Source organism: Curvibacter cyanobacteriorum (assembly GCF_028649475.1).
Lineage (GTDB): Bacteria > Pseudomonadota > Gammaproteobacteria > Burkholderiales > Burkholderiaceae_C > Curvibacter > Curvibacter cyanobacteriorum.
Map to the genome: position 1 here is coordinate 378,513 of NZ_JAQSIP010000002.1, position 23,494 is coordinate 402,006.

General features: G+C 68.0%; 16 protein-coding genes and 1 riboswitch. Of the genes, 8 read left to right on the plus strand and 8 right to left on the minus strand.

What is annotated here, in order from left to right:
• Nucleotides 1-19 precede the first annotated feature (19 nt).
• Nucleotides 20-1,288 (plus strand): YihY family inner membrane protein, encoded by a 1,269-nt coding sequence (locus PSQ40_RS05225; RefSeq protein WP_409338548.1) that lies wholly within the window; start codon nucleotides 20-22, stop codon nucleotides 1,286-1,288.
• Between the two features lie 63 nt (nucleotides 1,289-1,351).
• On the opposite strand, the gene PSQ40_RS05230 is transcribed toward PSQ40_RS05225, so the two are convergent.
• Both PSQ40_RS05230 and PSQ40_RS05235 read right to left on the minus strand, forming a co-directional pair.
• The gene (locus PSQ40_RS05230) at nucleotides 1,352-2,170 is read right to left on the minus strand and encodes an alpha/beta fold hydrolase (RefSeq protein WP_273949313.1); all 819 of its coding nucleotides are present in this window, start codon (nucleotides 2,168-2,170) and stop codon (nucleotides 1,352-1,354) included.
• A 3-nt stretch (nucleotides 2,171-2,173) separates the two neighbouring features.
• Nucleotides 2,174-3,493, minus strand: a complete 1,320-nt coding sequence (locus tag PSQ40_RS05235; RefSeq protein ID WP_273949316.1) for an O-acetylhomoserine aminocarboxypropyltransferase — start codon at nucleotides 3,491-3,493, stop codon at nucleotides 2,174-2,176.
• Between the two features lie 193 nt (nucleotides 3,494-3,686).
• Here PSQ40_RS05235 and PSQ40_RS05240 point away from each other — a divergent pair, with 193 nt between their 5' ends.
• Both PSQ40_RS05240 and PSQ40_RS05245 read left to right on the plus strand, forming a co-directional pair.
• Nucleotides 3,687-4,139: a CBS domain-containing protein gene (locus PSQ40_RS05240; RefSeq protein WP_273949318.1), complete on the plus strand. Its 453-nt coding sequence runs from the start codon at nucleotides 3,687-3,689 to the stop codon at nucleotides 4,137-4,139.
• Nucleotides 4,140-4,328: 189 nt separating this feature from the next.
• Entirely contained in the window at nucleotides 4,329-5,936 is a 1,608-nt protein-coding gene (locus PSQ40_RS05245) for a methyl-accepting chemotaxis protein (protein ID WP_273949320.1), read from the plus strand.
• A gap of 44 nt (nucleotides 5,937-5,980) precedes the next feature.
• Here the strand turns inward: PSQ40_RS05245 and PSQ40_RS05250 are convergent, their stop codons facing one another.
• The gene (locus tag PSQ40_RS05250; RefSeq protein ID WP_273949322.1) at nucleotides 5,981-8,239 is read right to left on the minus strand and encodes a sensor domain-containing protein; all 2,259 of its coding nucleotides are present in this window, start codon (nucleotides 8,237-8,239) and stop codon (nucleotides 5,981-5,983) included.
• A 154-nt stretch (nucleotides 8,240-8,393) separates the two neighbouring features.
• Between PSQ40_RS05250 and aroC the strand changes: the two genes are divergently transcribed.
• Both aroC and PSQ40_RS05260 read left to right on the plus strand, forming a co-directional pair.
• Nucleotides 8,394-9,491: a chorismate synthase gene (gene aroC, locus PSQ40_RS05255; RefSeq protein ID WP_273949325.1), complete on the plus strand. Its 1,098-nt coding sequence runs from the start codon at nucleotides 8,394-8,396 to the stop codon at nucleotides 9,489-9,491.
• Complete coding sequence (locus tag PSQ40_RS05260) at nucleotides 9,484-10,713, plus strand: MFS transporter (RefSeq protein WP_409338549.1); 1,230 nt, start codon at nucleotides 9,484-9,486, stop codon at nucleotides 10,711-10,713. Before aroC ends, PSQ40_RS05260 begins: the two co-directional genes overlap by 8 nt.
• Before the next feature lie 83 nt (nucleotides 10,714-10,796).
• On the opposite strand, the gene nrdR is transcribed toward PSQ40_RS05260, so the two are convergent.
• The 3 genes from nrdR to PSQ40_RS05275 all read right to left on the minus strand — a co-directional run bounded on the left by nrdR (nucleotide 10,797) and on the right by PSQ40_RS05275 (nucleotide 13,659).
• Nucleotides 10,797-11,243 carry a transcriptional regulator NrdR gene (nrdR, locus tag PSQ40_RS05265; protein ID WP_273949328.1) on the minus strand — a complete coding sequence of 149 codons (447 nt, stop codon included), beginning with the start codon at nucleotides 11,241-11,243 and terminating at the stop codon, nucleotides 10,797-10,799.
• Between the two features lie 20 nt (nucleotides 11,244-11,263).
• Nucleotides 11,264-12,508 (minus strand): serine hydroxymethyltransferase, encoded by a 1,245-nt coding sequence (gene glyA / locus PSQ40_RS05270; protein ID WP_273949330.1) that lies wholly within the window; start codon nucleotides 12,506-12,508, stop codon nucleotides 11,264-11,266.
• 52 nt (nucleotides 12,509-12,560) lie between these two features.
• Nucleotides 12,561-12,701: riboswitch (ZMP/ZTP riboswitch) on the minus strand.
• Between the two features lie 124 nt (nucleotides 12,702-12,825).
• On the minus strand, nucleotides 12,826-13,659 hold the full coding sequence (locus PSQ40_RS05275; RefSeq protein WP_273949332.1) for a lytic transglycosylase domain-containing protein: 834 nt from the start codon (nucleotides 13,657-13,659) through the stop codon (nucleotides 12,826-12,828).
• Nucleotides 13,660-14,384: 725 nt separating this feature from the next.
• Between PSQ40_RS05275 and PSQ40_RS05280 the strand changes: the two genes are divergently transcribed.
• The 3 genes from PSQ40_RS05280 to PSQ40_RS05290 all read left to right on the plus strand — a co-directional run bounded on the left by PSQ40_RS05280 (nucleotide 14,385) and on the right by PSQ40_RS05290 (nucleotide 21,752).
• Nucleotides 14,385-18,233, plus strand: a complete 3,849-nt coding sequence (locus tag PSQ40_RS05280) for a DUF748 domain-containing protein (RefSeq protein ID WP_273949334.1) — start codon at nucleotides 14,385-14,387, stop codon at nucleotides 18,231-18,233.
• A gap of 303 nt (nucleotides 18,234-18,536) precedes the next feature.
• Complete coding sequence (locus PSQ40_RS05285) at nucleotides 18,537-21,269, plus strand: DUF349 domain-containing protein (protein ID WP_273949336.1); 2,733 nt, start codon at nucleotides 18,537-18,539, stop codon at nucleotides 21,267-21,269.
• Nucleotides 21,270-21,272: 3 nt separating this feature from the next.
• Complete coding sequence (locus PSQ40_RS05290; protein ID WP_409338550.1) at nucleotides 21,273-21,752, plus strand: GNAT family acetyltransferase; 480 nt, start codon at nucleotides 21,273-21,275, stop codon at nucleotides 21,750-21,752.
• A gap of 167 nt (nucleotides 21,753-21,919) precedes the next feature.
• Here PSQ40_RS05290 and PSQ40_RS05295 read toward each other — a convergent pair whose 3' ends face one another.
• Nucleotides 21,920-22,795, minus strand: a complete 876-nt coding sequence (locus PSQ40_RS05295; RefSeq protein WP_273949338.1) for an NUDIX hydrolase — start codon at nucleotides 22,793-22,795, stop codon at nucleotides 21,920-21,922.
• Nucleotides 22,796-22,933: 138 nt separating this feature from the next.
• The gene (gene efp, locus PSQ40_RS05300; RefSeq protein ID WP_273949340.1) at nucleotides 22,934-23,488 is read right to left on the minus strand and encodes an elongation factor P; all 555 of its coding nucleotides are present in this window, start codon (nucleotides 23,486-23,488) and stop codon (nucleotides 22,934-22,936) included.
• Nucleotides 23,489-23,494: the final 6 nt, after the last annotated feature.

Genomic DNA, 23,494 nt, shown 5'->3' on the forward strand with positions numbered 1-23,494 from the left:
CGGTGGCATCATAGCGGCCATGTCCGAGTCTGCCCGATCTGCTGCTCTGTCCCGTTCACTGTCCCAACGCTTGGGAGTGCAGCTTCGGCAGCTGTGGCGCGGCCTGTCGCGATTTCCGTGGCGGGTCACCGCGCTGATCTTGCGCGAGCGTTTTCGCGAAGACCGCCTGGGCCTCACGGCCAGCAGCTTGACCTTCACCACCACGCTGGCCCTGGTGCCGCTGGTCACGGTGGCGCTGGCGGTGTTCACCGCCTTCCCGATGTTCGGCAAGGTGCAGGACGTGCTGCAGCGCTGGCTGATCGAGAGCCTGGTGCCCGAGGCCATCTCGCGGCAGGTGCTGGGCTACCTGACCCAGTTCGCCAGCAAGGCCAGCCGCCTGGGCGTGGCGGGTTTGTCGGCCTTGCTGGTCACGGCGCTGACCCTGATCCTGACCATTGACCGCACGCTCAACAACATCTGGCGCGTGCGCCGACCGCGCCGGCTGCCGCAGCGGGTGCTGATTTACTGGGCCGCTCTGACGCTGGGGCCGCTGGCCTTGGGCATGAGCCTGGCCCTGACCTCGTATGTGATGAGCGCCTCACGCGGCGTGGTGTCGGCCTTGCCCGGGCCCTTGCGCCTGCTGCTGGATTCGGTGGAGTTCGTTGTGCTGGCGGCAGGCATGGCGGGGCTCTACCACTACGTGCCCAACACGGCGGTCAAATGGAGCCATGCCTGGGCGGGGGGCGTGTTCGTGTCGGTGGGCATCGAGCTGGCCAAAAAGGTGCTGGGCCTGTACATGACCCAGGTGCCCACCTACTCGGCGGTGTACGGGGCGTTTGCCACCTTCCCGATTCTGCTGATCTGGATCTATGTGGCCTGGGTGATCGTGCTGCTGGGGGCGGTGACCACCGCCTACCTGCCCAGCCTGATGTCGGGCGTGGCGCGCTACGGCACCGGGCCGGGCTGGGCTTTCCAGTTGTCACTGGAGGCCTTGCAGCGCCTGCGCCAGGCTCAGGCGGGCCCGGAGCGTGGCCTGGGCATCGGCGCGTTGGCCACCCACCTGCGGGTCGACCCGCTGCAACTGGAGCCGGTGGTCGAGACCCTGCAGGCCCTGGACTGGATCGGGCTGCTGCAAGAGGCCGAACGCGGCAACGAACCGCGCTACGTGCTGCTGGCCGACCCGACCCAAACCCCGCTGGCGCCCTTGCTGGAGCGCCTGCTGCTGGAGCTGCACAGCGGCGTGGCGCCATTCTGGTCCCACGCCAGGCTGGACCAGTTGCGCCTGGCCGACGCCTTGCCCCCGCCCTGAGGCGGGCGCCCGGCCCCAACCCAGGGGCCGAGGGGCAGCCCGGCGCAGGCTGGGCTCGGATGCTCAGCGGCGCAAAAAGTCGCGCAGCGCGTACAGCGTGGCCTCGGGGGCTTCGGTCATCTGGTGGTGGCCCACCGGCAACTGAACGGTCTGCACCGCGACACCGGCCGCCTGCGCGGCCTGGGCCAGGCCCTGGGCCGCCTTGGGGGGCGTCATCTGGTCCAGGCTGCCCAGCAGCAGCAGAACCGGGCAACGCACCTGGCCCATGGCCTCCAGCCCGTGGGCATAGCGGTCGCAGGCCAGGAACCCGCGGTGGAACACGTTCACATGGGGGTTGCTGCGCAGCACCCGGCGGCCCAGCGCCAGGCTGCTGCCATAGACCCAGGTGCCCGGGCCCAGCGCCGACGGCGGGGCCGCCAGCGTGCTGCGCGAGAACACATTGATCATGTGCAAGGCTTTTTCGGGCTCGTTGAGTGCGCTGTCCAGCAGCGCGGGCGAGACCTTCATGGGGAAGGCGCAGCCGACCAGGGCCAGGTGGCTGATGCAGTCTTGCAGGCGGGCTGCGGCCTCCAGGGCGATCAGCGAGCCCCAGCTGTGGCCCACCAGGGCCGCGCGCTGCACGCCCGCGGCGTCCAGCAGGGCGGCCACGAAATCGGCCGCGGCCTCGACGCTTTCGGGCGCCTCGCCAGCGCTGCGGCAGTGGCCGGGCAGGTCGACCGCCAGCACGTTCCAGCCGTGGTGGGCCAGGTAGCGGCTCTGCAGAATCCAGACGCTGTGGTCGTTCAGCACGCCATGGACAAAGACCACGGTCGGCTGGGCCGGGTTGAAGGCCTTGCCCCCGGTGTAGCAGTAGGTGTTGTGGCCCTGGACGTTGAGGTACATGGCTCAGGCCCCCGCTTTCTCGGCCGCCTTGAGCGCCCGTTTGAGGTCATCGATCAGGTCGTCCGGGTCTTCCAGGCCAATCGAGAGGCGGATCGTGCCTTGGCCGATGCCGGCGTGGGCCAGGGCCTCGTCGCTCATGCGGAAGTGGGTGGTGCTGGCCGGGTGGATCACCAGCGAACGGCAGTCGCCCACATTGGCCAGGTGGCTGAAGATCTTCAGGGCTTCAATGAACTTCTTGCCCTGCTCGCGGCTGCCCTTGAGGTCGAAGCTGAACACCGAGCCCGCGCCGCGGGCGCCAAAGCGCAGCACCTTCTCGGCCACGCGGTGGCTGGGGTGCGACTCGAGCAGCGGGTGCCCGACCCGCGAGACAAAGGGCTGGCTGGCCAGGAACTCAACCACCCGAGCGGTGTTGGCCATGTGCCGCTCCATGCGCAGCGGCAGGGTCTCGATGCCTTGCAGGATCAGCCAGGCCGAGTGCGGGCTCAGGCAGGCACCGAAGTCGCGCAGCCCCTCGCGGCGCGCCCGCAGCAAGAAGGCGCCGACGGTCGATTCTTCGCTGAACACCATGTTGTGGAAGCCATCGTAGGCCTGGGTCAGCTCGGCAAAGCGGCCGCGCGTGGCCGGGCCTTCCCAGTCGAAGCTGCCACCATCTACCACGATGCCGCCGATCACCGTGCCGTGCCCGGACAGGAACTTGGTGGCCGAGTGGTAGACCAGGTCGGCGCCCTGGGTCAGGGGTTTGACCAGGTAGGGCGAGGTCAGGGTGGAGTCGACCAGCAGGGGCACGCCAGCCTCGTGGGCGATGGCGCTGATGGTGGGGGTGTCCAGCACATCGAGGCCGGGGTTGCCCACGGTCTCACCAAAGAACAGCTTGGTGTTGGGCCGCACGGCGGCACGCCAGCCGTCAATGTCACCGGGTTGCACGAAGGTGGTCTCGATGCCAAACCGGCGCAGCGTGTAGTGCAGCAGGTTCTGCGACCCGCCGTACAGTGCGGTGGAGGCCACGATGTGCGAGCCCGCACCCATCAGGGTGGCGATGCTCAGGTGCAGCGCGGCCTGGCCGCTGGCGGTGCTGATGGCGCCAATGCCTTCTTCGAGCGCGGCCACGCGCTGCTCGAGCACCGCGTTGGTGGGGTTGGAGATGCGCGAGTACACATGGCCTGCGCGCTCCAGGTTGAACAGGGCGGCTGCGTGGTCGCTGGACTCGAACACGAACGAGGTGCTCAGGTGGATGGGCACGGCGCGCGCGCCCGTGCTGGGGTCGGGCGCCGCGCCCGCGTGAAGGGCCAGGGTGTCAAACCCCGGGTCTGAATAACCGGCCATGCGGTGTCTCCTGTGTCGTTTTGGGGGTGGCCTGAGGGCCAAGACTTCCATCATAGAAGCCTGCGACCGGGCGGCGCAGCAGCCCCGGCGGGGCAACTGCCCCCTGCGCGACCTCGAGGCTGCACTTTCTTCCGTCAGAGGCGCCAATCTTCGTTATATTCTGGCGAAGACCATCCGCTCCAGGAGACGAAACATGAAAGTCAGCGACATCCTCCGCGTCAAGGGCAACACGCTCTACACCGCCACCCCTGATGAGCCCCTGGCCAAGGCCATCCAGATCATGGCCGACAAAGACATTGGCTCGCTGGTGGTCATGGAGCACGGCGACCTGGTCGGCATGCTGACTTTCCGCGAAGTCATCCAGACCGTGGTCAAGAACGGGGGCTCGGTGGGCACCATGCTGGTGCGCTCGTCGATGGACGACCACCCCATGACGTGCACGTCCGAGACCGACCTCGACGAAGTGCGCCGCATGATGCTGGACCGCCACACCCGCTACATGCCGGTCATGAACCAGCGCATGCTGATGGGCGTGATCAGCTTCTACGACGTGGCCAAGGCCGTGGTGGACAGCCAGAACTTTGAAAACAAGATGCTCAAGGCCTACATCCGCGACTGGCCCGAAGAAGACGAAGCCAAGTCCTGACCGGTCGGCGCGCGGGCGCGCCGCTCGCAGACACGTCAACGTCAAACGGGCCGCTTCGGCCCGTTTTGCATGGCGCGGCCCAGGTCGGGGTTTACCCGCCTTATGCCGGTGAAGCCTGGGGCTGATGCCGAATTCACATGCACTTGGCCCGACCTTTGCCTACCATGCGCACATTCACCGGAGTGCGACATGAATTTCAACCAAGTGCGGGTCTCGGGCAAGATCTGGGGCGCCATCCTGGTGCTGCTGCTGGCGATGCTGTCCGTGGCCGGCTTCACCTTGTGGCAGGCCGACCGGACCCAGAACCGCTTGCTGGATCGGCAGGCCAACCAGTACGGCATCATCGAGAAGGCGCTTCAATGGCGCGCCATGACCCAGGTCAGCCTGACCCGCACCGTGGCGGCAGGCATGAGCGCCGATCCCTCGGTGGGGGACTTTTTCAAGGCCGAACAGGCCTCCGCGATCGCCGAGATCCAAAAGCTGCGCGAAAGCCTGCGCGAGACCGCGGACACCGACGAGGAGAAGCAGGCGCTCGACCAGATCGCCAAGTTGGGCCAGGTGCTCCTGGGCAAGATCAAGCTGGTCGATGACGCCAAGGACGACGGCGACGGCGCCATCGCGGCGGCCAAGGTGCAAGGTGAGCTGCTGCCCGCGGCCAAGGCCTACCTGGCGGCCATTGGGGCCTACGAAGCCTTGCAGCGCCAGATCCTGGCGCGTGACCAGGTGGCCGCCGAAGCCAGCAAGCGCCTGATCGCGCTGATCGGCGCTGGCAGTGCCTTGCTGGTGATCGCCTTGGGCGGCGGCGCGGCGCTCTGGCTCAGCCGCAGCATCAGCCAGCCGCTCAAGGAGTCGGTGGCCCTGGCCCAGTCGATTGCCCAGGGGGACCTGAGCCAGCACATCAGCACGCAGCGGGGCGATGAATTTGGTGATCTGATCCAGGCTTTGGCGCGCATGAACCAGTTCCTGGGGCAGGTGGTGGGCCAGGTGCGCGAGGCGTCAGACAGCATCGCGGTGGCTTCGAACGAGATCGCCAACGGCAACCAGGACCTGAGTCAGCGCACCGAGCAGACCGCCAGCAACCTTGAGCAAACCTCGGCCTCGATGCAGCACCTGACCGACACCGTGAGCCAGAACAGCCAGGCGGCGCAGCAGGCCAATGAACTGGCCCACACCGCGTCGGCCGCCGCCCAGCGTGGTGGGGCCGTGGTGGCCGATGTGGTCAGCACCATGGAGGCCATCACCCAGTCGTCACGCAAGATCACCGACATCATTGGCGTCATCGACGGCATCGCTTTCCAGACCAACATCCTGGCGCTGAACGCCGCGGTGGAGGCCGCGCGGGCTGGCGAGCAAGGCCGGGGCTTTGCCGTGGTGGCCGCCGAGGTGCGCAGCCTGGCGCAGCGCAGTGCGTCGGCCGCGCGGGAGATCAAGGGCCTGATCGGCAACTCGACCGAGAAGGTGGAGATGGGGGCCTCGCAGGTGCAGGCGGCCGGCAGCACGATGGACGAAATCGTCAGCGCGGTGCAGCGTGTGACCTTGATCATGCAGGACATCCTGGCCGCCACACGCGACCAGGCCACTGGCATCTCCGAGGTCAACCAGGCGGTCAACCAGCTCGACCAGATGACTCAGCAGAACGCCGCCCTGGTGGAGCAAGCCGCCGCCGCGGCCAGCGCATTGCGCGAGCAGACCGCGCACATGACGCACACCGTGTCGGTGTTCCAACTGGGGCGCGACGCTGGGCGCGCCACACCCGGTCTGGCCGCACCGCGGCCTGTGCCGCGGCTCGAGGGCTGATCACCGCGGTGGTGGCCGGGCCCGGCGCAGGCGGGCGCCTTGCCTCAGCCCGGTGTCAGCGGTGAAGCGATCACCGGGGCCGTGTGCCCTTGCATCCAGGCGGTCAGCGCCGTGGCCGGCATGGGGCGGCTGAACAGGTAGCCTTGCAGCACCGGGCGGCCCTGGGCCTGCAGCCAGTCCTGTTGCTCACGGGTTTCCACCCCTTCGGCCACCAGCGTTTTGCCCAGGCTTTGGGCCAGGCTCATCACCGACAGGGTCAGGGCCCGGGCCGTTGGGCTGGTGGAGAGGTCCTGCACAAAGCTCTTGTCGAGCTTGAGCTCGCCAATCGGCAACCGGTGCAGGTAGCTCAGGCTCGAGTAGCCGGTGCCAAAGTCGTCGAGCGAAAACACCAGCCCCAGCGCATGCAGGCGTTCCAGGTTGGCGGCGGTGACCGAGCGCGTGTCCATCATCACGCTCTCGGTGATCTCGAGCACCAGGTCGCCGGGGGCGATGCCGTGCCGCCGCAGCGCCGACTCGACCAACTGGGCAAATTCGGGCTGGTGAAAGCTGCGCGCGGACAGGTTCAAGGCCACGCGGGGCACGGTCAACCCTTGGTGGCGCCACTGCGCGAGTTGCCGGCAGCACTCATCGAGCAGCCAGCGCGTCATGGGGTGGATCAAACCGCTTTCCTCGGCCACCGGGATGAAGCGGTCGGGGGGCACCCAGCCCCACGCCGGGTGTTGCCAGCGCATCAGGGCCTCGACGCCATGCAGGCTCAGTGTGGCATCGCTGTTCACTTGGGGCTGGTAGTGCAGGCTGAGCTGGCCTTGCTGCAGGGCGTGTTTCAGGGCCTGTTCCAGCGCGGCGCGGGCTTCGGTGCGCTGGTTCATGTCGGCACTGAACAGCATCAGGCTGTGCCGCGCCTCGCTCTTGGCCTGGTACATGGCCTGGTCGGCGTGGCGCAGCAAGGTGTCGATGTGGTCGCCGTCCTGGGGGAACAGCGCGATGCCGATGCTGGCCTGGGGCGTGTGGGTCTGGCCTTCCAGCAGAACGGGTTCTCCCAGTACCTGCAGCAGGTGTTGGGCCGTTTGCACGGCGCGCTCGGCGTCGCAGTCGCCGAGCATCAGCACGAACTCGTCACCCGCCAGGCGGCCCGGCAGGTCCTGCGACCCAAGCTGGCTCAGAAGGCGTTCCGCCACCAGGCGCAGCAGCGCATCGCCGGCGGCATGGCCCTGGCTGTCGTTGATGTGCTTGAAGCGGTCGAGGTCGATGTAGAGCAGGGCGCCCGTCTGCTGCTCGCTGGCCAGTTGCTGCAGGGCTTGCTCGGCGCGTTGGCGGAACTGGGTCCGGTTGGGCAGGCCGGTGAGCACATCGAAGTACGCCAGCTGGTGGATGCGCTGGCGCGAGGCTTCGCGCTCCAGGGCCACGGTGCACAGGTGCAGGCAGACTTCGACCAGGCGGTGGTGCAGGGCGTCGGGCACGCGCTGCTCCTGGAAATAAAAGGCGAAGGTGCCCACTACCCGGCCCTGGTGGTTCTTGATGGGGCTCGACCAGCAGGCCCGCAGGCCTGTGGGCGCGAAGAGGGCCCGGTAGTCGGCCCACAGCGGGTCGGTGTGGATGTCGGTCACCAGCACCGGTTCGCCACGCCAGGCGGCCGTGCCACAAGAGCCCGCCTGGGGCCCGATCTGCAGCCCGTCGATGGCTGCACCCACGTAGGCCGGCATGCTTGGGGCTGCCAGGGGGTGCACACGGCCGTCTTCGTCGACCGACAGGATGGTGGCGGTCACCTCGGGCGCGATGCGTTCCACCTCGCGGCAGACCAGGGCCATGAGCTCGGGCAGCGGGGTTTCGCGCACCATGCTCTCAAGCACCTTTTTCTGCAGCACCTCGTGCATCTTGGTCAGGGTGATGTCCGTCAACACGCTGATCGAGCTGGCGCCCTGGTCGGGGTGGTCGCAGCTGTTGATGACCAGGGACACCCAGCGGGGCTGGCCCGAGCGGCTGTAGATCAGGGCCTCGCCGTGGGCTTGGCCGCGGCGCTGCAGGCCGTCGGCGATGGTCTGGGTCAGTTGGGGATCGGAGTGCCGACCCATCAGCAACTCGGCGGGCAGGCGGCCCAGGGCTTCGGCGCTGCTGTAGCCCAGCAGGCGGGTGAAGCCGTCGTTGACATAGGCGATGCGCCGGTGGGCATCGGTCACCAGGATGGCGCTGTCGCTGGCGTCCAGCGCCCGCCGCAAACCGCGCAAGGTCAGCACGTCGGGCGGCTCCACGGAACAGTGGCGCCGGCCGGCCGGTTCAGCCTCGGATGTGTCAAAGGCAGTCATGAGCCTCCCAGTCCTGGTTTGTAACCAGTTGTTCGCATCGTATCAGTATCCGCTGCGGGCGCAAGCCCGGTGCGGTCACGGGCTGCGACCCGGTCTGACGCAGAAGATCGGAGGCCAAGCCGGGGGAGGGCGGCAGGTCGGGGATAATCGGGGCATGAGCGGCAACACCCTTGGAACCCTTTTCTCCGTCACCAACTTTGGTGAATCCCACGGTCCGGCCATCGGCTGCGTGATTGACGGCTGCCCGCCGGGCATGAGCCTGTGCGAAGCCGACATCCAGCAAGAGCTGGACCGCCGTCGGCCTGGCACCAGCCGCCATGTGACCCAGCGTCAGGAGCCGGACGTGGTGGAGATCCTCTCTGGCGTGTACGAGGGCAAGACCACCGGCACCCCGATCGCGCTGCTGATCCGCAACACCGATCAGCGCAGCAAGGACTACGGCAACATCGCCCAGAGCTTCCGACCGGGCCACGCCGACTACAGCTACTGGCACAAGTACGGCATCCGCGACCCGCGCGGTGGCGGGCGTTCATCGGCCCGCCTGACGGCGCCCACGGTGGCGGCCGGCGCGGTGGCCCGCAAATGGCTGTTCGAGAAGTACGGCACCGTGTTCCGGGGTTGCATGACCGCGGTGGGCACGGTGGAGATCCCGTTTGAGAGCTGGGACCATGTGCCCCACAACCCGTTCTTTGCCCCGGTGGCCGACGTGCAAGCGCTGGAAGACTATATGGACGCGCTGCGCAAGGCCGGCGACTCCTGTGGCGCCCGCATCCGCGTCACGGCCTCCCATGTGCCGGTGGGCCTGGGTGAGCCCCTGTATGACCGCCTGGATGCCGACATCGCCCACGCCATGATGGGCCTCAACGCCGTCAAGGGCGTTGAAATCGGTGCCGGCTTCGACAGCGTCGCCCAACGCGGCACCACGCACGGTGATTCGCTCACGCCCGAGGGCTTTCGCACCAACAACGCGGGCGGCATCCTGGGCGGCATCAGCACCGGCCAGGACCTGGAAGTGTCCCTGGCCATCAAGCCGACCAGCTCCATCATCAGCCCGCGCGAGTCGATTGACGTCAACGGTCAGCCGGTCGAGGTGGTGACCAAGGGGCGCCACGACCCCTGCGTGGGCATCCGGGCCACCCCGATCGCCGAGGCGCTGCTGGCGCTGGTGTTGATGGACCACGCGCTGCGCCACCGCGCCCAGTGCGGCGATGTGAGCCTGCCAGTGCCGCCCATCCCGGCGTCGATTGGCTGATCGCGACGTGGCCGCGCCCGCTGCCGGCCCGGCGGGGGCGCCCACGCTGCGCCAACTGCTGCCCTTCGGGGCTTTGTCGGCCAGTTATTTCGCGCACATCGGGTTCTTCAACCCTTACCTGCCGCTGTGGCTCAAGGAATTGGGCCTGCCCTTGGTAGCCATCAGCTTGCTGACCTCGGCCCAGTCGGCCACCCGCTTGTTTGCGCCTTATGCCTGGGGCGCCTTGTCGGACCGCCTGGGCGAGCGGGTGCGCCTGATGCGCTACAGCGCCACGGTGGCCTTGCTGCTGTCGCTGGGCCTGTGGCGCGAGGCGCCGAGTGTGGGCTGGCTGGCGGCCGTGCTGCTGCTGATGTTCAGCCACACCAGCGCGATGATGCCCATGAGCGAGGCCGCCATGGCCCACCTGGTGAGCCAGGGCGGGCAATTCGATGCGCGGCGCTATGGCCGGGTGCGCCTGTGCGGCTCACTGGGCTTCTTGCTCACGGTGTTCCTGGCGGGGGCCTGGTTTGAGCGCCGGGGCATGCACGACTTTCCGGCCTGGACGTTGCTGACCTTGTTGGCCGTGGTTGGCAGCGCCTGGTGGCTGCCCGACCAGCGCGAAGCCCGCAGCGCGGACGAGCACGCCCACCTGCCGGTCGGGCCGGTGCTGCGCCAGCCCGAGGTGCGCTGGTTCTTTGCTTCGCTGTTCTTTCATGTGCTGGCCCATGTGAGCCTGTACGTGTTTTTCTCGCTCTACCTCGACAGCCTGGGTTACAGCAAGGCGGTTATCGGCTTGCTGTGGGCGGTGTCGGTGATCGTGGAGGTGGCGTGGTTCTTCACCCAAAGCCGCTGGCTGCCGGCTTGGCCGCTCACGGTCTGGCTGGCGCTGTGTGGCTCGGCCATGGCGCTGCGCATGGGCCTGACCGCTTGGGGCGCCACCTCGTTGGCCTTGTTGCTGGCCCTGCAGTGCCTGCATGCGCTGACGTTCGCCGCCCACCACACGGTCTGCATCGCGCTGATCTCCCATTACTTCCCCGCCCGGCTGCGGGGCCGCGGGCAGGCCTTGTTCACCGTCATTGGCTACGGGGTGTCGGGTGTACTCGGGGGCTTGGGCGGCGCCTACCTGGCCCGCGACTGGGGCTTGCAGAGTGTGTACTGGGCGGCTTGTGGTGCGGCCTTGCTGGCCACCGCCTGTGCCTGGCGTTTGCGGCGGCTCAGCCAGGGCCACGCGGCGGCCGTCTGAAGCAGACAAGCCCCTGCAGAGGTGCAGAGGGCCGGGGCATGCTTGGCCTTGGGCGCGTGGCGCAAGGCACGAGGTGGGCGCGGTCAGCGCACCTCGTCGACCAGGGTCTTGAATTCGTCGATGTCCTCGAAGCTGCGGTAAACGCTGGCAAAGCGGATGTAGGCCACTTTGTCGAGCTTCTTGAGTTCGCGCATCACCAGCTCGCCCAGGCGGCTGGAGGCCACTTCGCGTTGCCCCAGGTTGAGCAACTGCTCTTCGATGCGTTCGATGGCGCTGTCAATTTGCACCGTGCTGACCGGGCGCTTGCGCAGCGCCAGGTTGAAGGACGCCTGCAGCTTGCCGCGCTCGTACTCGATGCGGCGACCGTCCTTTTTGACGATGGCCGGGAAGCTGACTTCCGGGCGCTCGTAGGTGGTGAATCGCTTCTCGCAGGCACCGCATTGGCGGCGCCTGCGGATGAAGTCCCCGTCCTCGGCCACACGGGTCTCCACCACCTGTGTTTCCTGGTGTCCGCAAAAAGGGCACTTCATCGTTCAGTCGCGACCGGGTTTCAGCGGTAGACCGGGAAGCGCGCGGTCAGGGCGTTGACCTTGGCGCGCACCGCGGCGATGTTGGCTTCGTCGCGCGGGTTGTCCAGCACGTCGGCGATCAGGTTGGCCGTGATGCGGGCTTCCTCGTCCTTGAAACCACGGGTGGTCATGGCCGGGGTACCGACACGGATGCCGCTGGTGACCATCGGCTTTTCCGGGTCGTTCGGGATCGCGTTCTTGTTGATGGTCATGTGGGCGGCGCCCAGCACGGCCTCGGCTTCCTTGCCGGTGATGCCCTTGGCACGCAGGTCCACCAGCATGACGTGGCTTTGGGTGCCACCGCTGACGATGCGCAGGCCGCGCTGGGTCAGGGTTTCAGCCACGATGCGGGCGTTGGTCACCACTTGCTGTTGGTAGGCCTTGAACTCGGGTTGCAGGGCTTCCTTGAAGGCCACAGCCTTGGCCGCGATCACGTGCATCAGCGGACCGCCTTGCAGGCCGGGGAAGATGGCGCTGTTGATGGCCTTCTCGTGCTCGGCCTTCATCAGGATGATGCCGCCGCGCGGGCCGCGCAGGCTCTTGTGGGTGGTGCTGGTGACCACGTCGGCGTGCGGCACCGGGTTGGGGTACACACCAGCGGCAATCAGGCCGGCGTAGTGGGCCATGTCGACCATGAAGATCGCGCCCACGTCCTTGGCCACCTTGGCAAAGCGGGCAAAGTCGATGTGCAGGCTGTAGGCCGAGGCGCCAGCCACGATCAGCTTGGGGCGGTGCTCGTGGGCCTTGCGCTCCATCGCGTCGTAGTCGATGGCTTCGTTGGCATCGAGACCGTAGGAGACCACGTTGAACCACTTGCCCGACATGTTCAGCGGCATGCCGTGGGTCAGGTGACCGCCTTCGGCCAGGCTCATGCCCATGATGGTGTCGCCGGGCTTCAGGAAGGCCAGGAACACGGCTTCGTTGGCCGAGGCGCCGCAGTGCGGCTGCACGTTGGCAGCGTCGGCACCGAAGATCTGCTTGACGCGGTCGATGGCCAGTTGCTCGGCCACGTCGACGTGCTCGCAGCCACCGTAGTAGCGGCGGCCCGGGTAGCCTTCAGCGTACTTGTTGGTCAGTTGCGAGCCCTGGGCCCACATCACGGCCGGCGAGGCGTAGTTTTCGCTGGCGATCAGCTCGATGTGGTGCTCTTGGCGGGCGTTCTCGGCCTGGATGGCGGCAAAGAGTTCGGGGTCGGTTTGCTCGACGAGGATGTTGCGGTGGTACATGGCAGTCCTTAAAGACGTGGTCCCTGTTGCTCGACAGAATGCGAATCAAAACAAGGGCTGCCCAGGCGAACGGCTGAACACCCGGGCCTGTTGGCCCTGGGGCGGTACGCTTCCCAGTGGTAAACCCACGTCAGCGGCAGAGGTCGGTTGCTTGGAACCACCCCAGCGCCTATCGCCAGTCGCGTACCCGCGTAGTGTAGCGCATGCCCGGGGGCTGTGGGTGGGGCCCCTGGGGGCAGGCAGGCGGCTCCAGGGCCCGACATCGGTTGCAGGGCTCAGCCGAGCCCGGCTGCTTGGCGCGGCGGGCGCCGAGGCCCTCAAGACTGGCTCAGCAGGGCTACTTTTTCGCTGTTGTTCGAGGCGGCGGCTTCGCGGGCCGGGGCCGTCGGCTGGGCCGGGGCCTGCGCCGCGCTCGGCGGTGTGAGGATCGGCACATTGCGGCCAGCGGCCACTTGCAGCAGGCGGCTGTGCTCGGCCAGCACCTTGGCGGCATAGCCCCCGTCGTCCTCGATGTTGGCTGCACCCACGTAGAAGCGCAGTCCACCTTCGATCGAGCCGGCCTTGGCGATGCAGTCCTGCAGCACCTTGGCGCCCACGCGCAGGTTGGCCACCGGGTCGAAGGCGGCCAGGTGACCACCAAAGCCCTGGTACTTGTCGCTGTGCACCCGCGTCATCACCTGCATCAAGCCTTGCGCCCCCACTGCGCTTTGCGCGAAGGGGTTGAAGCTCGACTCGATGGCCATGATGGCCAGGATCAAGGTCGGGTCCAGGCGGTTGCGCTGGCCCACGTCCCAGGCTTCGGCCACGAGGGCGCTCAGCGGCTCGGGGGCCACGCGGTACTTGCGGCTCAGCCAATAGGCCACCGCCGCTTGTGACTTGGGCAGATCACGCGGATCGGCCGCGGTCGCGCGGTCGCGGGCTTCACGCTCGCTTTGCAGACCGGTCACGGCTTCTTGTCGGGACTGTAGCCAGCCCATCAATTTTTCTTCGCCCGTCTGACGCAGGTCAGGGCGGGCAGTCAGGGTGATCACGGCAAACGCAACGGCCAGGCCCAGCAGGGCAAAACCGTTGTGCGTGATTTCAAAAAAACCGTCGGCGATGTCGGATGCGAAGGTTCGCAGGCCTCGGGTGATTTGACCTAACGCTGTCATAGCTCTTCCTTTCTACGCGGGGGCGGCTCGGTGGACTCAGGGGCTGCGTGTGCAGCCTCCGAGCCCGGAAACCATCCCTCGTTTGGATTGGTACGCCATCAAGTTCCTGCGATGCCCAAGGGGGTCTGGTGCAGCGAACTGACTTAGCCGGGGTCGGCAGCGGGTTCGGGTTGTCCCCGGTTTTTGGGGACGGGCGGATTCTAGGAGCATTCAAAATAACAAGTCAAGACTATTGATATCGTTTGTTATATTTAAATAGATATGAAAAATGGGGTATAGGACGCCCTCATCTGGACATTTGTACAGCTGCTTGTTTTTCAATGGTCAGCCCCTCATTGATTGAAAATTTCTTCTTGAATGCGGAGGGCTGTGAACTATCCTGAGGAGGCCTGAGCGTTTCAGGCGACCGTCGGCAAGTGACAGTCCACGACAGGGTTATGGCCTGTTGGCGATGACGAAGCGAACCCGACAACACCTGGAGGCAATCTCTTGCTTCCCTGCAAGCCGGGACGAACCTCTCCCGCTTGCATGTTCGACGGCACGGGCTTGAAGCCAGCCGTCAAGCCCGGCAGACCCATGCAGTGGATCTGTCGGGCTTTCTTCGTTTGGGGGCTGATTTGACTGGGTCCGCTCCGCCGGCGTTGGGGCGCCGGCCGGACAGGCACCCGCTGGCTTTTGTGATTTATGCCCTTCATGCCCCGGCGCCAGCACCGCACAATGCGGTCATGAATTTTCTGTCGTCGAAAAGCAAACCCGTGTGGCGTGCCCTGGCCTGGACGGGGGCCGCCGGTCTGCTGGCTTGTGGCCTGGCCTGGGCCACGGTGCCCAGCTTGCTGCGTTACGGGATCGAATCCAAAGGGACCGCGCTGCTGGGTCGCCCGGTCAGCGTGGGGGACATCGACTTCCGCCCCTGGAGCCTCGAGCTGACCCTGCGCGACCTGGCCGTGGCCACCCAGGATGGGGATGGCGCCCAGCTCTCTGTGGAGCGTCTCTATATAGATGCGGCGTGGCAATCTCTGTGGCGCCTGGCCCCGGTGGTGGATGCCCTGACGATCGAGCAGCCGGTGCTGCGCCTGGCCCACACCAAACCCAACTACTACGACATTGACGACCTGATCGAGCGCTTCAGCCAGCCCGACGACCGCGCGCCGAGCAAACCGCTGGGGTTTGCCATCCACAACGTGTCCTTGCTCGGGGGCCAGGTTTCTTTTCACGACACCGTCGCGGGGCAGGACCACCAGCTGAAGGACCTGCGCTTGGAGGTGCCGTTCATCAGCAACTTCGATGCGGGGCGCGAGGTCGCTGTGGCCCCGAAACTCGCCTTCAACTTGAATGGCAGTGCCTTTGAGTTGGACGGTGAGACCACACCGTTTTCGGACAGCCGCCAAACCGCCCTGAACCTTCGGCTCAGCGCGGTGGATGCCGCGGCCTATGCGCGCTACCTGCCCGCCACCCTGCCGGTGCGCCTGCAAGCGGGCGCGTTGGACCTGGACCTGCACCTGACCTTCCGGCAGCAGCCTGCGATGGCTTTGTCGCTCTCGGGCGATGTGACGGCCCAAGGCGTGCGCCTGGCGCGGGCCGATGGGCAACCCTGGCTCAGTTTTCCCCGCCTGAAGGTCGAGTTGAAGGACCTGCAGCCGCTGAAGCAGCAGGTCCACCTGGGGACCGTGAGCTGGCAGGCGCCGGACCTGGCCCTGCAGCGCGATGCGCGCGGGCGTTGGCTCCCGTTTGCCACCGGGGGCGCTGCCGCAGCCACTTCGGCGGCCCCAGCGGCACCGACCACGGGATCCCCGGCGGCACCTGATTCGACCCCATCACGGTCACCGACAACCGCCAAGGCCCCGGCGCAGGCGGCGCCGGGCTGGACCGTGCAGGTCGATGACTTCCAGCTGCAAGGCGGGCAGCTGGCCTGGCAGGACGACAGCACCCGCCCCGCCGCCCGTGCCCGTGCCTCCGAGTTGGACCTGTCGGTGCAGGCCCTGCGTTGGCCCTGGCGCGAGCCCGCCCGCTTCCAGGGGCAACTGAAGTTGAGTCCGGTGGCTGAGGCGGGCCGGCCGGCCACCAACCCGGCCCCCGCCAAGCTGCGGTTCTTTGGCTCGGGCACCGACCAGGCCGCTTCGGTCAGCCTGCTGGTCAACGACTTGCCGCTGGCTCTGGGCCAGAGTTACTGGTCGGCCTGGTTGAAACCCAGCCTGTCGGGCAAGGTGCAACTGGTCGGTGGTTTGGGGTGGCGCGCGCCTGACCTGGCGCTGAGCCTGGCCCACGTGGCGGTGGACGATCTGCGCTTGCAGCAGGACGACACCGCCTTGGTGAGCTGGGACCGCCTTGGGGGTCGGGAGCTGCGGCTGGACCTGAGCCGCCAGACCCTGGCCCTGGGGGAACTGAGCCTCCTCAACCCGCGCACCACGGTGTCGCGCGACGCCCAGGGGCATTGGATGGCCGAGTCCTGGCTCAAGCCGGCCGAGCCCGCGCTGACTTCGGCGGTGGATGATGGCCTCCGTGGCGAGCCCTCACGCGCCGCCAACCCCGCTGGAACCGCTCAAGCCGCCGCCACGGCCACGCCCGCCGCGGCGCCATCGCCCTGGCAGTTCAAGGTCGACAAGCTCTTGCTGTCGGGGGGGCAACTGGCTTGGCGGGACGTGCCCGCCCCGGGGCGGCCGGTGCAGCTGGACCTCAGCGCGCTGAGCCTGCAGGCCGGGCCGCTGGCGTACGGGCAGGGGGCCTGGAGCACGGCGCCAGTGGACGTGCAGTGGGGGGGGCGGATCAGCGGGCGGCGCTTGCCGACCTCGGAGCCGGCGGAACCTGGGCGCCTGGATTACCGCGGAACCCTCAAGCTGGCCCCCCTGTCCACCGAAGGGGCCTTGGAGATCACCCGCCTGCCCGTGCAGGTGCTGGAGCCCTATTTTGCGCAAGCCCTCAACGTGGAGGTGCTGCGGGCCGAGGCCGGTTACCGTGGCCAGATCGCGTTCACCAGCACCGCCAACGGCCCCAACCTGCAGTTGCGCGGTGATGCCGCGCTGGAGTCGGTGCGGGCCAACAGCGTGCTGGCCCACGGCAAAGCCGACCAAGGCCCGCCGCTGAGCGAGGAGTTGCTCAGCTGGAAGGCCCTCAATGTGCGCGGGCTGGCCTTCGCCATGCTGCCCGCGGCGCCCATGGCGCTGTCGGTGGCCGAGACCTCGCTGTCGGATCTGTATGCGCGGGTCGTGGTCAGTGCCGATGGCAGCCTCAATTTGCAGAACCTGCTGCGCTCGCCCACGGTGAAGGGCGCGCAGGCAGGGGCGCCCGTGGCTTCGGCTGCGCGCCCCGCCGAGGCGGCCGCGCCCGGGGCCAGCGGGGCGTCCGCCCAGCGGCCGCGCACGGCGCCTGCGGCGCCCGAGCCGGTGATCCGATTGGGGCCGCTGGCGGTGGTCAACGCCCGTGTGCTGTTTTCGGACTTCTTCATCCAGCCCAACTACTCGGCCAGCCTCACCGAGCTGACCGGGCGCCTGGGCGGCTTCAGCTCCACCGTGGGCCCGGAGGGGGTGCAACTGGCCGATCTCGAGCTGCGGGGGCGGGCCGAGGGCTCGGCCGCGCTTGAGATCACGGGGCGCCTCAACCCCCTGGCCAAGCCGCTGGCGCTCGACATCCAGGGCAAGATGCGCGACCTTGACCTGCCGCCCCTGTCGCCGTATGCCGTCAAGTACGCAGGCTACGGCATCGAACGCGGCAAGCTCAACGCCGACGTGGCCTACCGGGTACAGCCCGACGGCCAATTGACCGCCAGCAACAAGGTGGTGCTCAAGCAACTCAGCTTTGGCGACCCCGTGGCGGGTGCGCCCAATTCGCTGCCCGTCAAGTTGGCGGTGGCCTTGCTGGCCGACAGCCATGGTGTGATCGACCTCGACCTGCCGGTCAGCGGTTCCCTCAACGACCCCGATTTCAAGGTCGGCCCGATCGTGGGGCAACTGGTCCTCAACCTGATCGGCAAGGCCTTGACTTCGCCCTTCAGCCTGCTCGGGGGCATCTTCAGGGGCACCACGGGCGAGATGGACGAAATCCGCTTCGAGCCCGGCAGTGCCGCCCTGAGTGCCAGCAGCCGCGCCACGCTGGACAAGCTGGGCCAGGCGCTGATCGGACGCCCCGGTCTGAGCCTGACCGTCAGTGGGCGTTCGCAGCACCAAGGCGAGCGTGAGGCCTACCGCCAGCAGCGTTTGCGCGAGATGTTGTTGGCGGCCAAGCAGCGGGCGGCCACCCAGGCCGGTCGCCCCTTGCCCGAACCGGTGACCTTGGAGGCTGCCGAGACGCCCGTCTGGCTCAAGGCGGCCTACCAGCAGTCCAGCATCACCAAGCCGCGCAACCTGCTGGGCCTGCCCAAGGACCTCACCGACGCCGAGATGAGTGCCTTGTTGCTCGCCAGCATCCCGGTGGCGCCGGACTTTCTGGCCACGTTGGCGGCCCAGCGGGGGGCGGTGGTGCGTGACTACCTGCTGGCCAAGCAGGTGCCCAGCGACCAGTTGTTCCTGGGCGCCGCCAAGGCCGACGGGCCCGAGGGCCAATTGAAAGCCTCGGCCGAACTCAAGCTCGAAGCCCGCTGACAACGGATGCCCCCGTGGGGCGTGGGGCCCAGCCCGTGGACCGGTTTCAACGCGTTGGCCGGGGCTCGCCACGGGGGCGCGCATGGCCGTTGGGCCCCTGGGCCGACCGCCCGGAGGGGTATTTCCGCGCCCTCTGAAGCCCTTTCTCGTGCCCGGCCTGGGAGGCCTGGCCCAATTCGGGCGAAAATAGCGGTTTGATCCAGCGGTTCAGTCGTCTGAACCCTGGCGGTGCGGGGGCCCCTTGGTGGCCCTGTGCTGTCTTTAACGACCTACAAAATGTTCAGTTTTTCTTCCCGCAACAAAATGACCGATGCCCCTGAAGTGAACCCGGCTCCGGCCAAAGCCCAAGAAGCCCATCCCCTGGATGCCCTCACGGGTGGTGCCTTCTCGGCGCCTACCTCGGGCGAGCGTTCGTCGCGCATCCGCGAATGGCTGGCCAGCCAACCTGCCGAGAGCGTGTTGCAGGAGGTGTTCAAAGAGCTCAGCGTGCGCGACAAGGGGGCGGCCCGCCCGGTGCGTGAGCGCCTCGATGAACTCAAGCGCGCCAAGGGGCAGGAAGTCATTGCCGCAGAATGGGCCGAGAAGGCCCAGGCCCTGCTGAGCGCCGCGCGCCTGAACATCGCCGACGCCATGGCCTGGCAGCGGGACGCCGCCAAGGCGGGGGCTCCGTTGAGCCGCGAGCCGCTGTCGGTGCTCAAGGTCCAATTGGCCGACCGCGTCAAGGTCATCGAAGACCTGCAACACCGCGTGCAGGTGCAGCGTGAAGCCGCCGTGCTGCTGGCCCAGCGCATCGAAGTGCTGTCCACCAAGCCCTGGCGCGATGCCCATGCGGTGCTGGAAGGCCTGCGTGGTGACGTGCAAGCCTGGCAGGACCAGGCCCAAGGCCTGACCAGCGACGCGGCCTGGGCCAGCGTCGAGTCGCGCTTCCCGCCCATGCTGGACGCGTCCAAGGCCCAATTGCTGGTGGTGTGGGAGGCCTTCCAGGTTGCCATCACCCAGGCCCTGGCCGCCTCTGAAGATGTCAACGCGGCACTGCCCACCGTGCCGGTGTGGGCCGATGAGCTGCGCGTGGCGCGTGGCCTGCCCAGCGAAGCCGCCGAAGCCGCCGCCGCGGCCGCACCGAAGCCCGCCCGCACCAGCCGCCCCGCGGTGCCGCCGGAACTGCGCAACAAGGCCTCGAACATCGTGCGTCAGGCCCTGGAGCGCCTCGAGAAAGAAACCGCTGAAGGCCACGGCAAGGCCAGCGCCGGCGCCGCTGCGGCGCTGCGCGCCGTGCTGAAGGACCATGGCCGCCTGATCGACGCCGCACTGGAGCACCAGGTGCACACCGCCCTGGTGGCGGCTGGCGAGCTGGAAGGCTGGCAACGCTGGAGCGCCGACCAGGTGCGCGAAGCCCTGGTGGGCCGGGCCGAAGCCCTGCTCAACCGCCCTGAAGGCCAGGCCCTGGGCGGTCGCAAGATGCAGGAAACCCTGCGTGCGCTGCGCGACCAATGGAAACAAACCGACCAAGGCGGCGCGCCCAACCACGCGCTGTGGAAGCGCTTTGACGAAGCCTGCAACGAAGCCCACAAGGTGGTCGAAGCCTGGCTCGAAAAGATCAAGGCCGACGCCGCCGAGCACAAGGCCCAGCGCCTGGCCCTGATCGAAGAACTCAAGGCCTGGGCCCAGAGCCAGGCCGCCAGCACCGACTGGAAGGCCATCAACCGCGCGTTGTACCAGTTCAGTGACCGTTGGCGTGATGCCGGTCACCTGGGCGAGAAGGCCTTTGCTGAGATCCAGCCGCTGTGGAAGGACGCCATGGCCGCGGCCGCCGCGCCACTGGAAGCCGCTCAGAAGGCCAGCCTGGCCGTGCGCCACGCGATGATCGAAGAAGCCAAGGCCCTGGGGGCTGCGCCGGTCCTGCGCGTGGATGCCGTCAAGGCGCTGCAGCAACGCTGGCAAGCCGAGGCTCAGACCGTGCCGCTGGACCGCAAGCACGAGCAAAAGCTGTGGGACACCTTCCGCAAGCCGATCGACGAAGCATTCAACCGCAAGAGCGCCGAACGCGAAAAGGCCTCCGCTGCGCTGAGCGAGCGCGACAAGGTGGTGCTGGACGCGGCCAAGGCCCTCGAGGCGGCCAACGCCAGTGGCGATGCCCAGAAGATCCGCACCGCCATGGCCGATCTGGATGCCGCCCTGCGCGGTCAAGCCCAGGCCCAGCAGGCCGTGGTGGCGGCCAGTGAGTCGGCCGCAGCCGGCGCGGAGGCGGCTCAGGCCGCCGCGCAGGCGGAGGCCCCGACCGATGCCGCGACCGATGCCCCGGCCGCGGACACGGCCGATGGGGCCGAAGCCGCTGCGGCTGCCGAGCCCGCCCCGGCGGCCAAGCCGGTGGCACCGCGCAAGGTGGTGGCCGTGCGCGGCGACGACCGCCCCGGCATGAAGAAGGCCGAGCCCGCACCCGCGGGCCGACCTGGCCGCCCCGGCGAGCGCCGCGACGGTGGCGCTGGCGCCCGTGGGCCGCGCGACGACAGCCGACCGGGTCGTTTTGACCGTGGTGATCGGGCTGACCGAGGCGACCGTGCCCCGCGCGAAGACCGTGGCCCGCGCCTGGGTGACACGGCTTTCCGTGCCCAGCGCGATGCCCTGGAACACGCCCAACTGGCCCTGCGCAAACTCGCGGCACAAGCCCATGGCGAGGCCCTGACCCAGTTGCTGACGGCTTGGGAAAAGCGCGATCCCGCTCAACTGCCGGGCACCCAGGAACTGGGTGGCCGTGTCAGCCCCGCGGTGCGCAGCGCCTGGAACCAGGCCTTGAGCAAGGCCCCGCAAGGCGATGCCAGCACCGCCTTGTTGCGCCTGGAAATGGCCGCCGAGGTGCCCACCCCGGCCGAGCACATCAGCGCGCGCCGCATGCTGCAATTGCAGCTGCTGACCCGCCGCAACGACCCGGCCCCGGCCCAGACCTGGGGCCAGGACGCCGCCGCGGTGCTGGCCTCGGCCAGCGACCCGGCCACGGCCCGCCGCCTGCAGAACGCCCTCAAGGCCCTGCTGCGCTGAGCCATGGGCGTACCGGCGTCACCCCCGCTGGCGGGGGACTCCGAGCCGCTCGATGCGGGCTTGTGCATCCGCCCCTTCGAGCGCGCTGACGAAGCCGAGGTGCTGGCCTTGTGGCAGGCCAGCGGCCTGCTGCGCCCCTGGAACGATCCGCGCAAGGACATTGAGCGCAAGCTCACCGAGCAGCCCGAATTGTTCCTGGTGGCCTCCCTGCCTGGCCGCCCTGTGGTGGGCACGGCCATGGCGGGCTATGACGGGCACCGGGGCTGGGTGTACTACCTGGCGGTGGCGGCAGACTTGCGCGGTCGCGCCATCGGTCGCCGATTGATGCACGAGGTGGAGCAGCGCCTGCTGGCCGTGGGTTGCCCCAAGGTCAACCTGATGGTGCGCAGCGACAACGCCCAGGTGCTCGCTTTCTACGACCGCCTGGGCTACGGGCGCGACGCTTCCGTCAGCCTGGGCAAACGCCTGATTCCGGATCTCTGAGCTGCGCTGTCTGCAGGGTGCCTGCAGGGTGCACGGGGCGGGTTTTGGGGCGGGTTCTGGGGCATGGCCAGCCCGCGGTTGCGGCCCGCCGCCAGCAGCCTGCTACCGCCAGCAGGTGCCCATGCCCATGCCCGCGGCTTGGGGCATCTGATCGTTCCCCGCTCCCCTCAAGGCAGCAGCGCGGCCAGTCCGCCTTCGGGCTCAAAGCGCTGGTCGCGGAAGGTCAGCCGGGTCGGCCCGTCCCAGACGGGCTGAGGGCGGCTGTGGCGCGGATCACCGGGGTAGCAGATGACCCGCAGGCCGTCGAGGTCGAAGGGCTCTGGTTCGATCAGGGCCGGGGGCGTGCGCCGCGCCTGCGCCAGCACGTCGGCCACTGAGGCCTGGCGGGCCAGTTGGCTCAGGGTCATGATCTGCGGTGGCGCCAGTTCGATGTCGCGCTGCCAGTAGCGCTCCAGTGCGGCGCGCGGCGTGGTCCACAGCGCTTCGGTGGCTTCGTGGTTGTCGTGGGCCGCGGTTTGGCCGCTGGGCGCGCTGCAGATGAAAAAGCGCGTGTCGAAGCGCTTGTTGCTGACCGAGGGCACGCGGGGTGTGATCCAGCGCGACCAGGGCACCAGGCTGTCGGTGGCCAGCGGCAGACCCAGCTGCTGGTGCAGGGCCACAAAGCCTTCGCCAGCGCGCCAGCGGCGCAGTACTTCGGCCACGGTGTCGGGCACTTCATGGCCCAACAGCAGACCGCATTCTTCGAGGGTCTCGCGCAGTGCGGCCACATGCAGGCCGAGCGCGGTGTGGGGGTCGAGTTCGGGTTCGTTGAGGGCCTGGGCCAAGCGCTGGCCCGCTTGCGGATCGGCCAGGGCCGCGGCGCCGTGGTCGCTGTCGTCGAGCTTGCCGCCCGGGAACACATGCACGCCCCCCAGCACGGCCGAGCGGCCGTGGCGCCGCATCATCAGCAGTTCCAGGCCTGCGGTGCCGTCGCGCAGCACGATCACGGAGGCCGAGGGGGTGGGGGCCCCGGTCACGACATTGGAGTTGATTTCAATCGCCATGGCGCCGATTGTGGCGTGACGGCCCGCCCTCGCGCTGTCGCAGAGGGCGCAAACTGTGCCGGCGTGGCGCGATGCCGGCTTGAAAGCCCCATGAAAAAAGCCGCCCGAGGGCGGCTTGCGGGACACAGCGGCAGGCGCTTAGACGCGCTTGCGGTATTCGCCGGTGCGGGTGTCGATTTCGATGCGGTCGCCTTGCGACACGAACAGCGGCACGGGCACTTCGAAGCCGGTCGAGATTTTGGCTGGCTTCATGACCTTGCCCGAGGTGTCGCCCTTGACGGCGGGTTCGGTCCAGGTGATTTCGCGCTCGATGCTGGTCGGCAGTTCGACCGAGATGGCCTTGCCGTCATAGAACACCACTTCAACAGCCATGCCGTCTTCGAGGTAGTTCAGGGCGTCGCCCATGTTTTCGGCTTCGACTTCGTATTGGTTGTATTCGCTGTCCATGCAGACGTACATCGGGTCAGCGAAGTAGGAGTAGGTGCACTCCTTCTTGTCCAAGATGATTTGGTCCATCTTGTCGTCGGCCTTGAACACGACTTCGGTACCGAAGTTGGCGATCAGGCTCTTGAGCTTCATGCGCACGGTGGCCGAGTTGCGGCCGCCGCGGCTGTATTCGGTCTTCAGCACGACCATCGGGTCCTTGCCGTGCATGATCACGTTGCCAGCGCGGATTTCTTGAGCGATTTTCATAGGAAT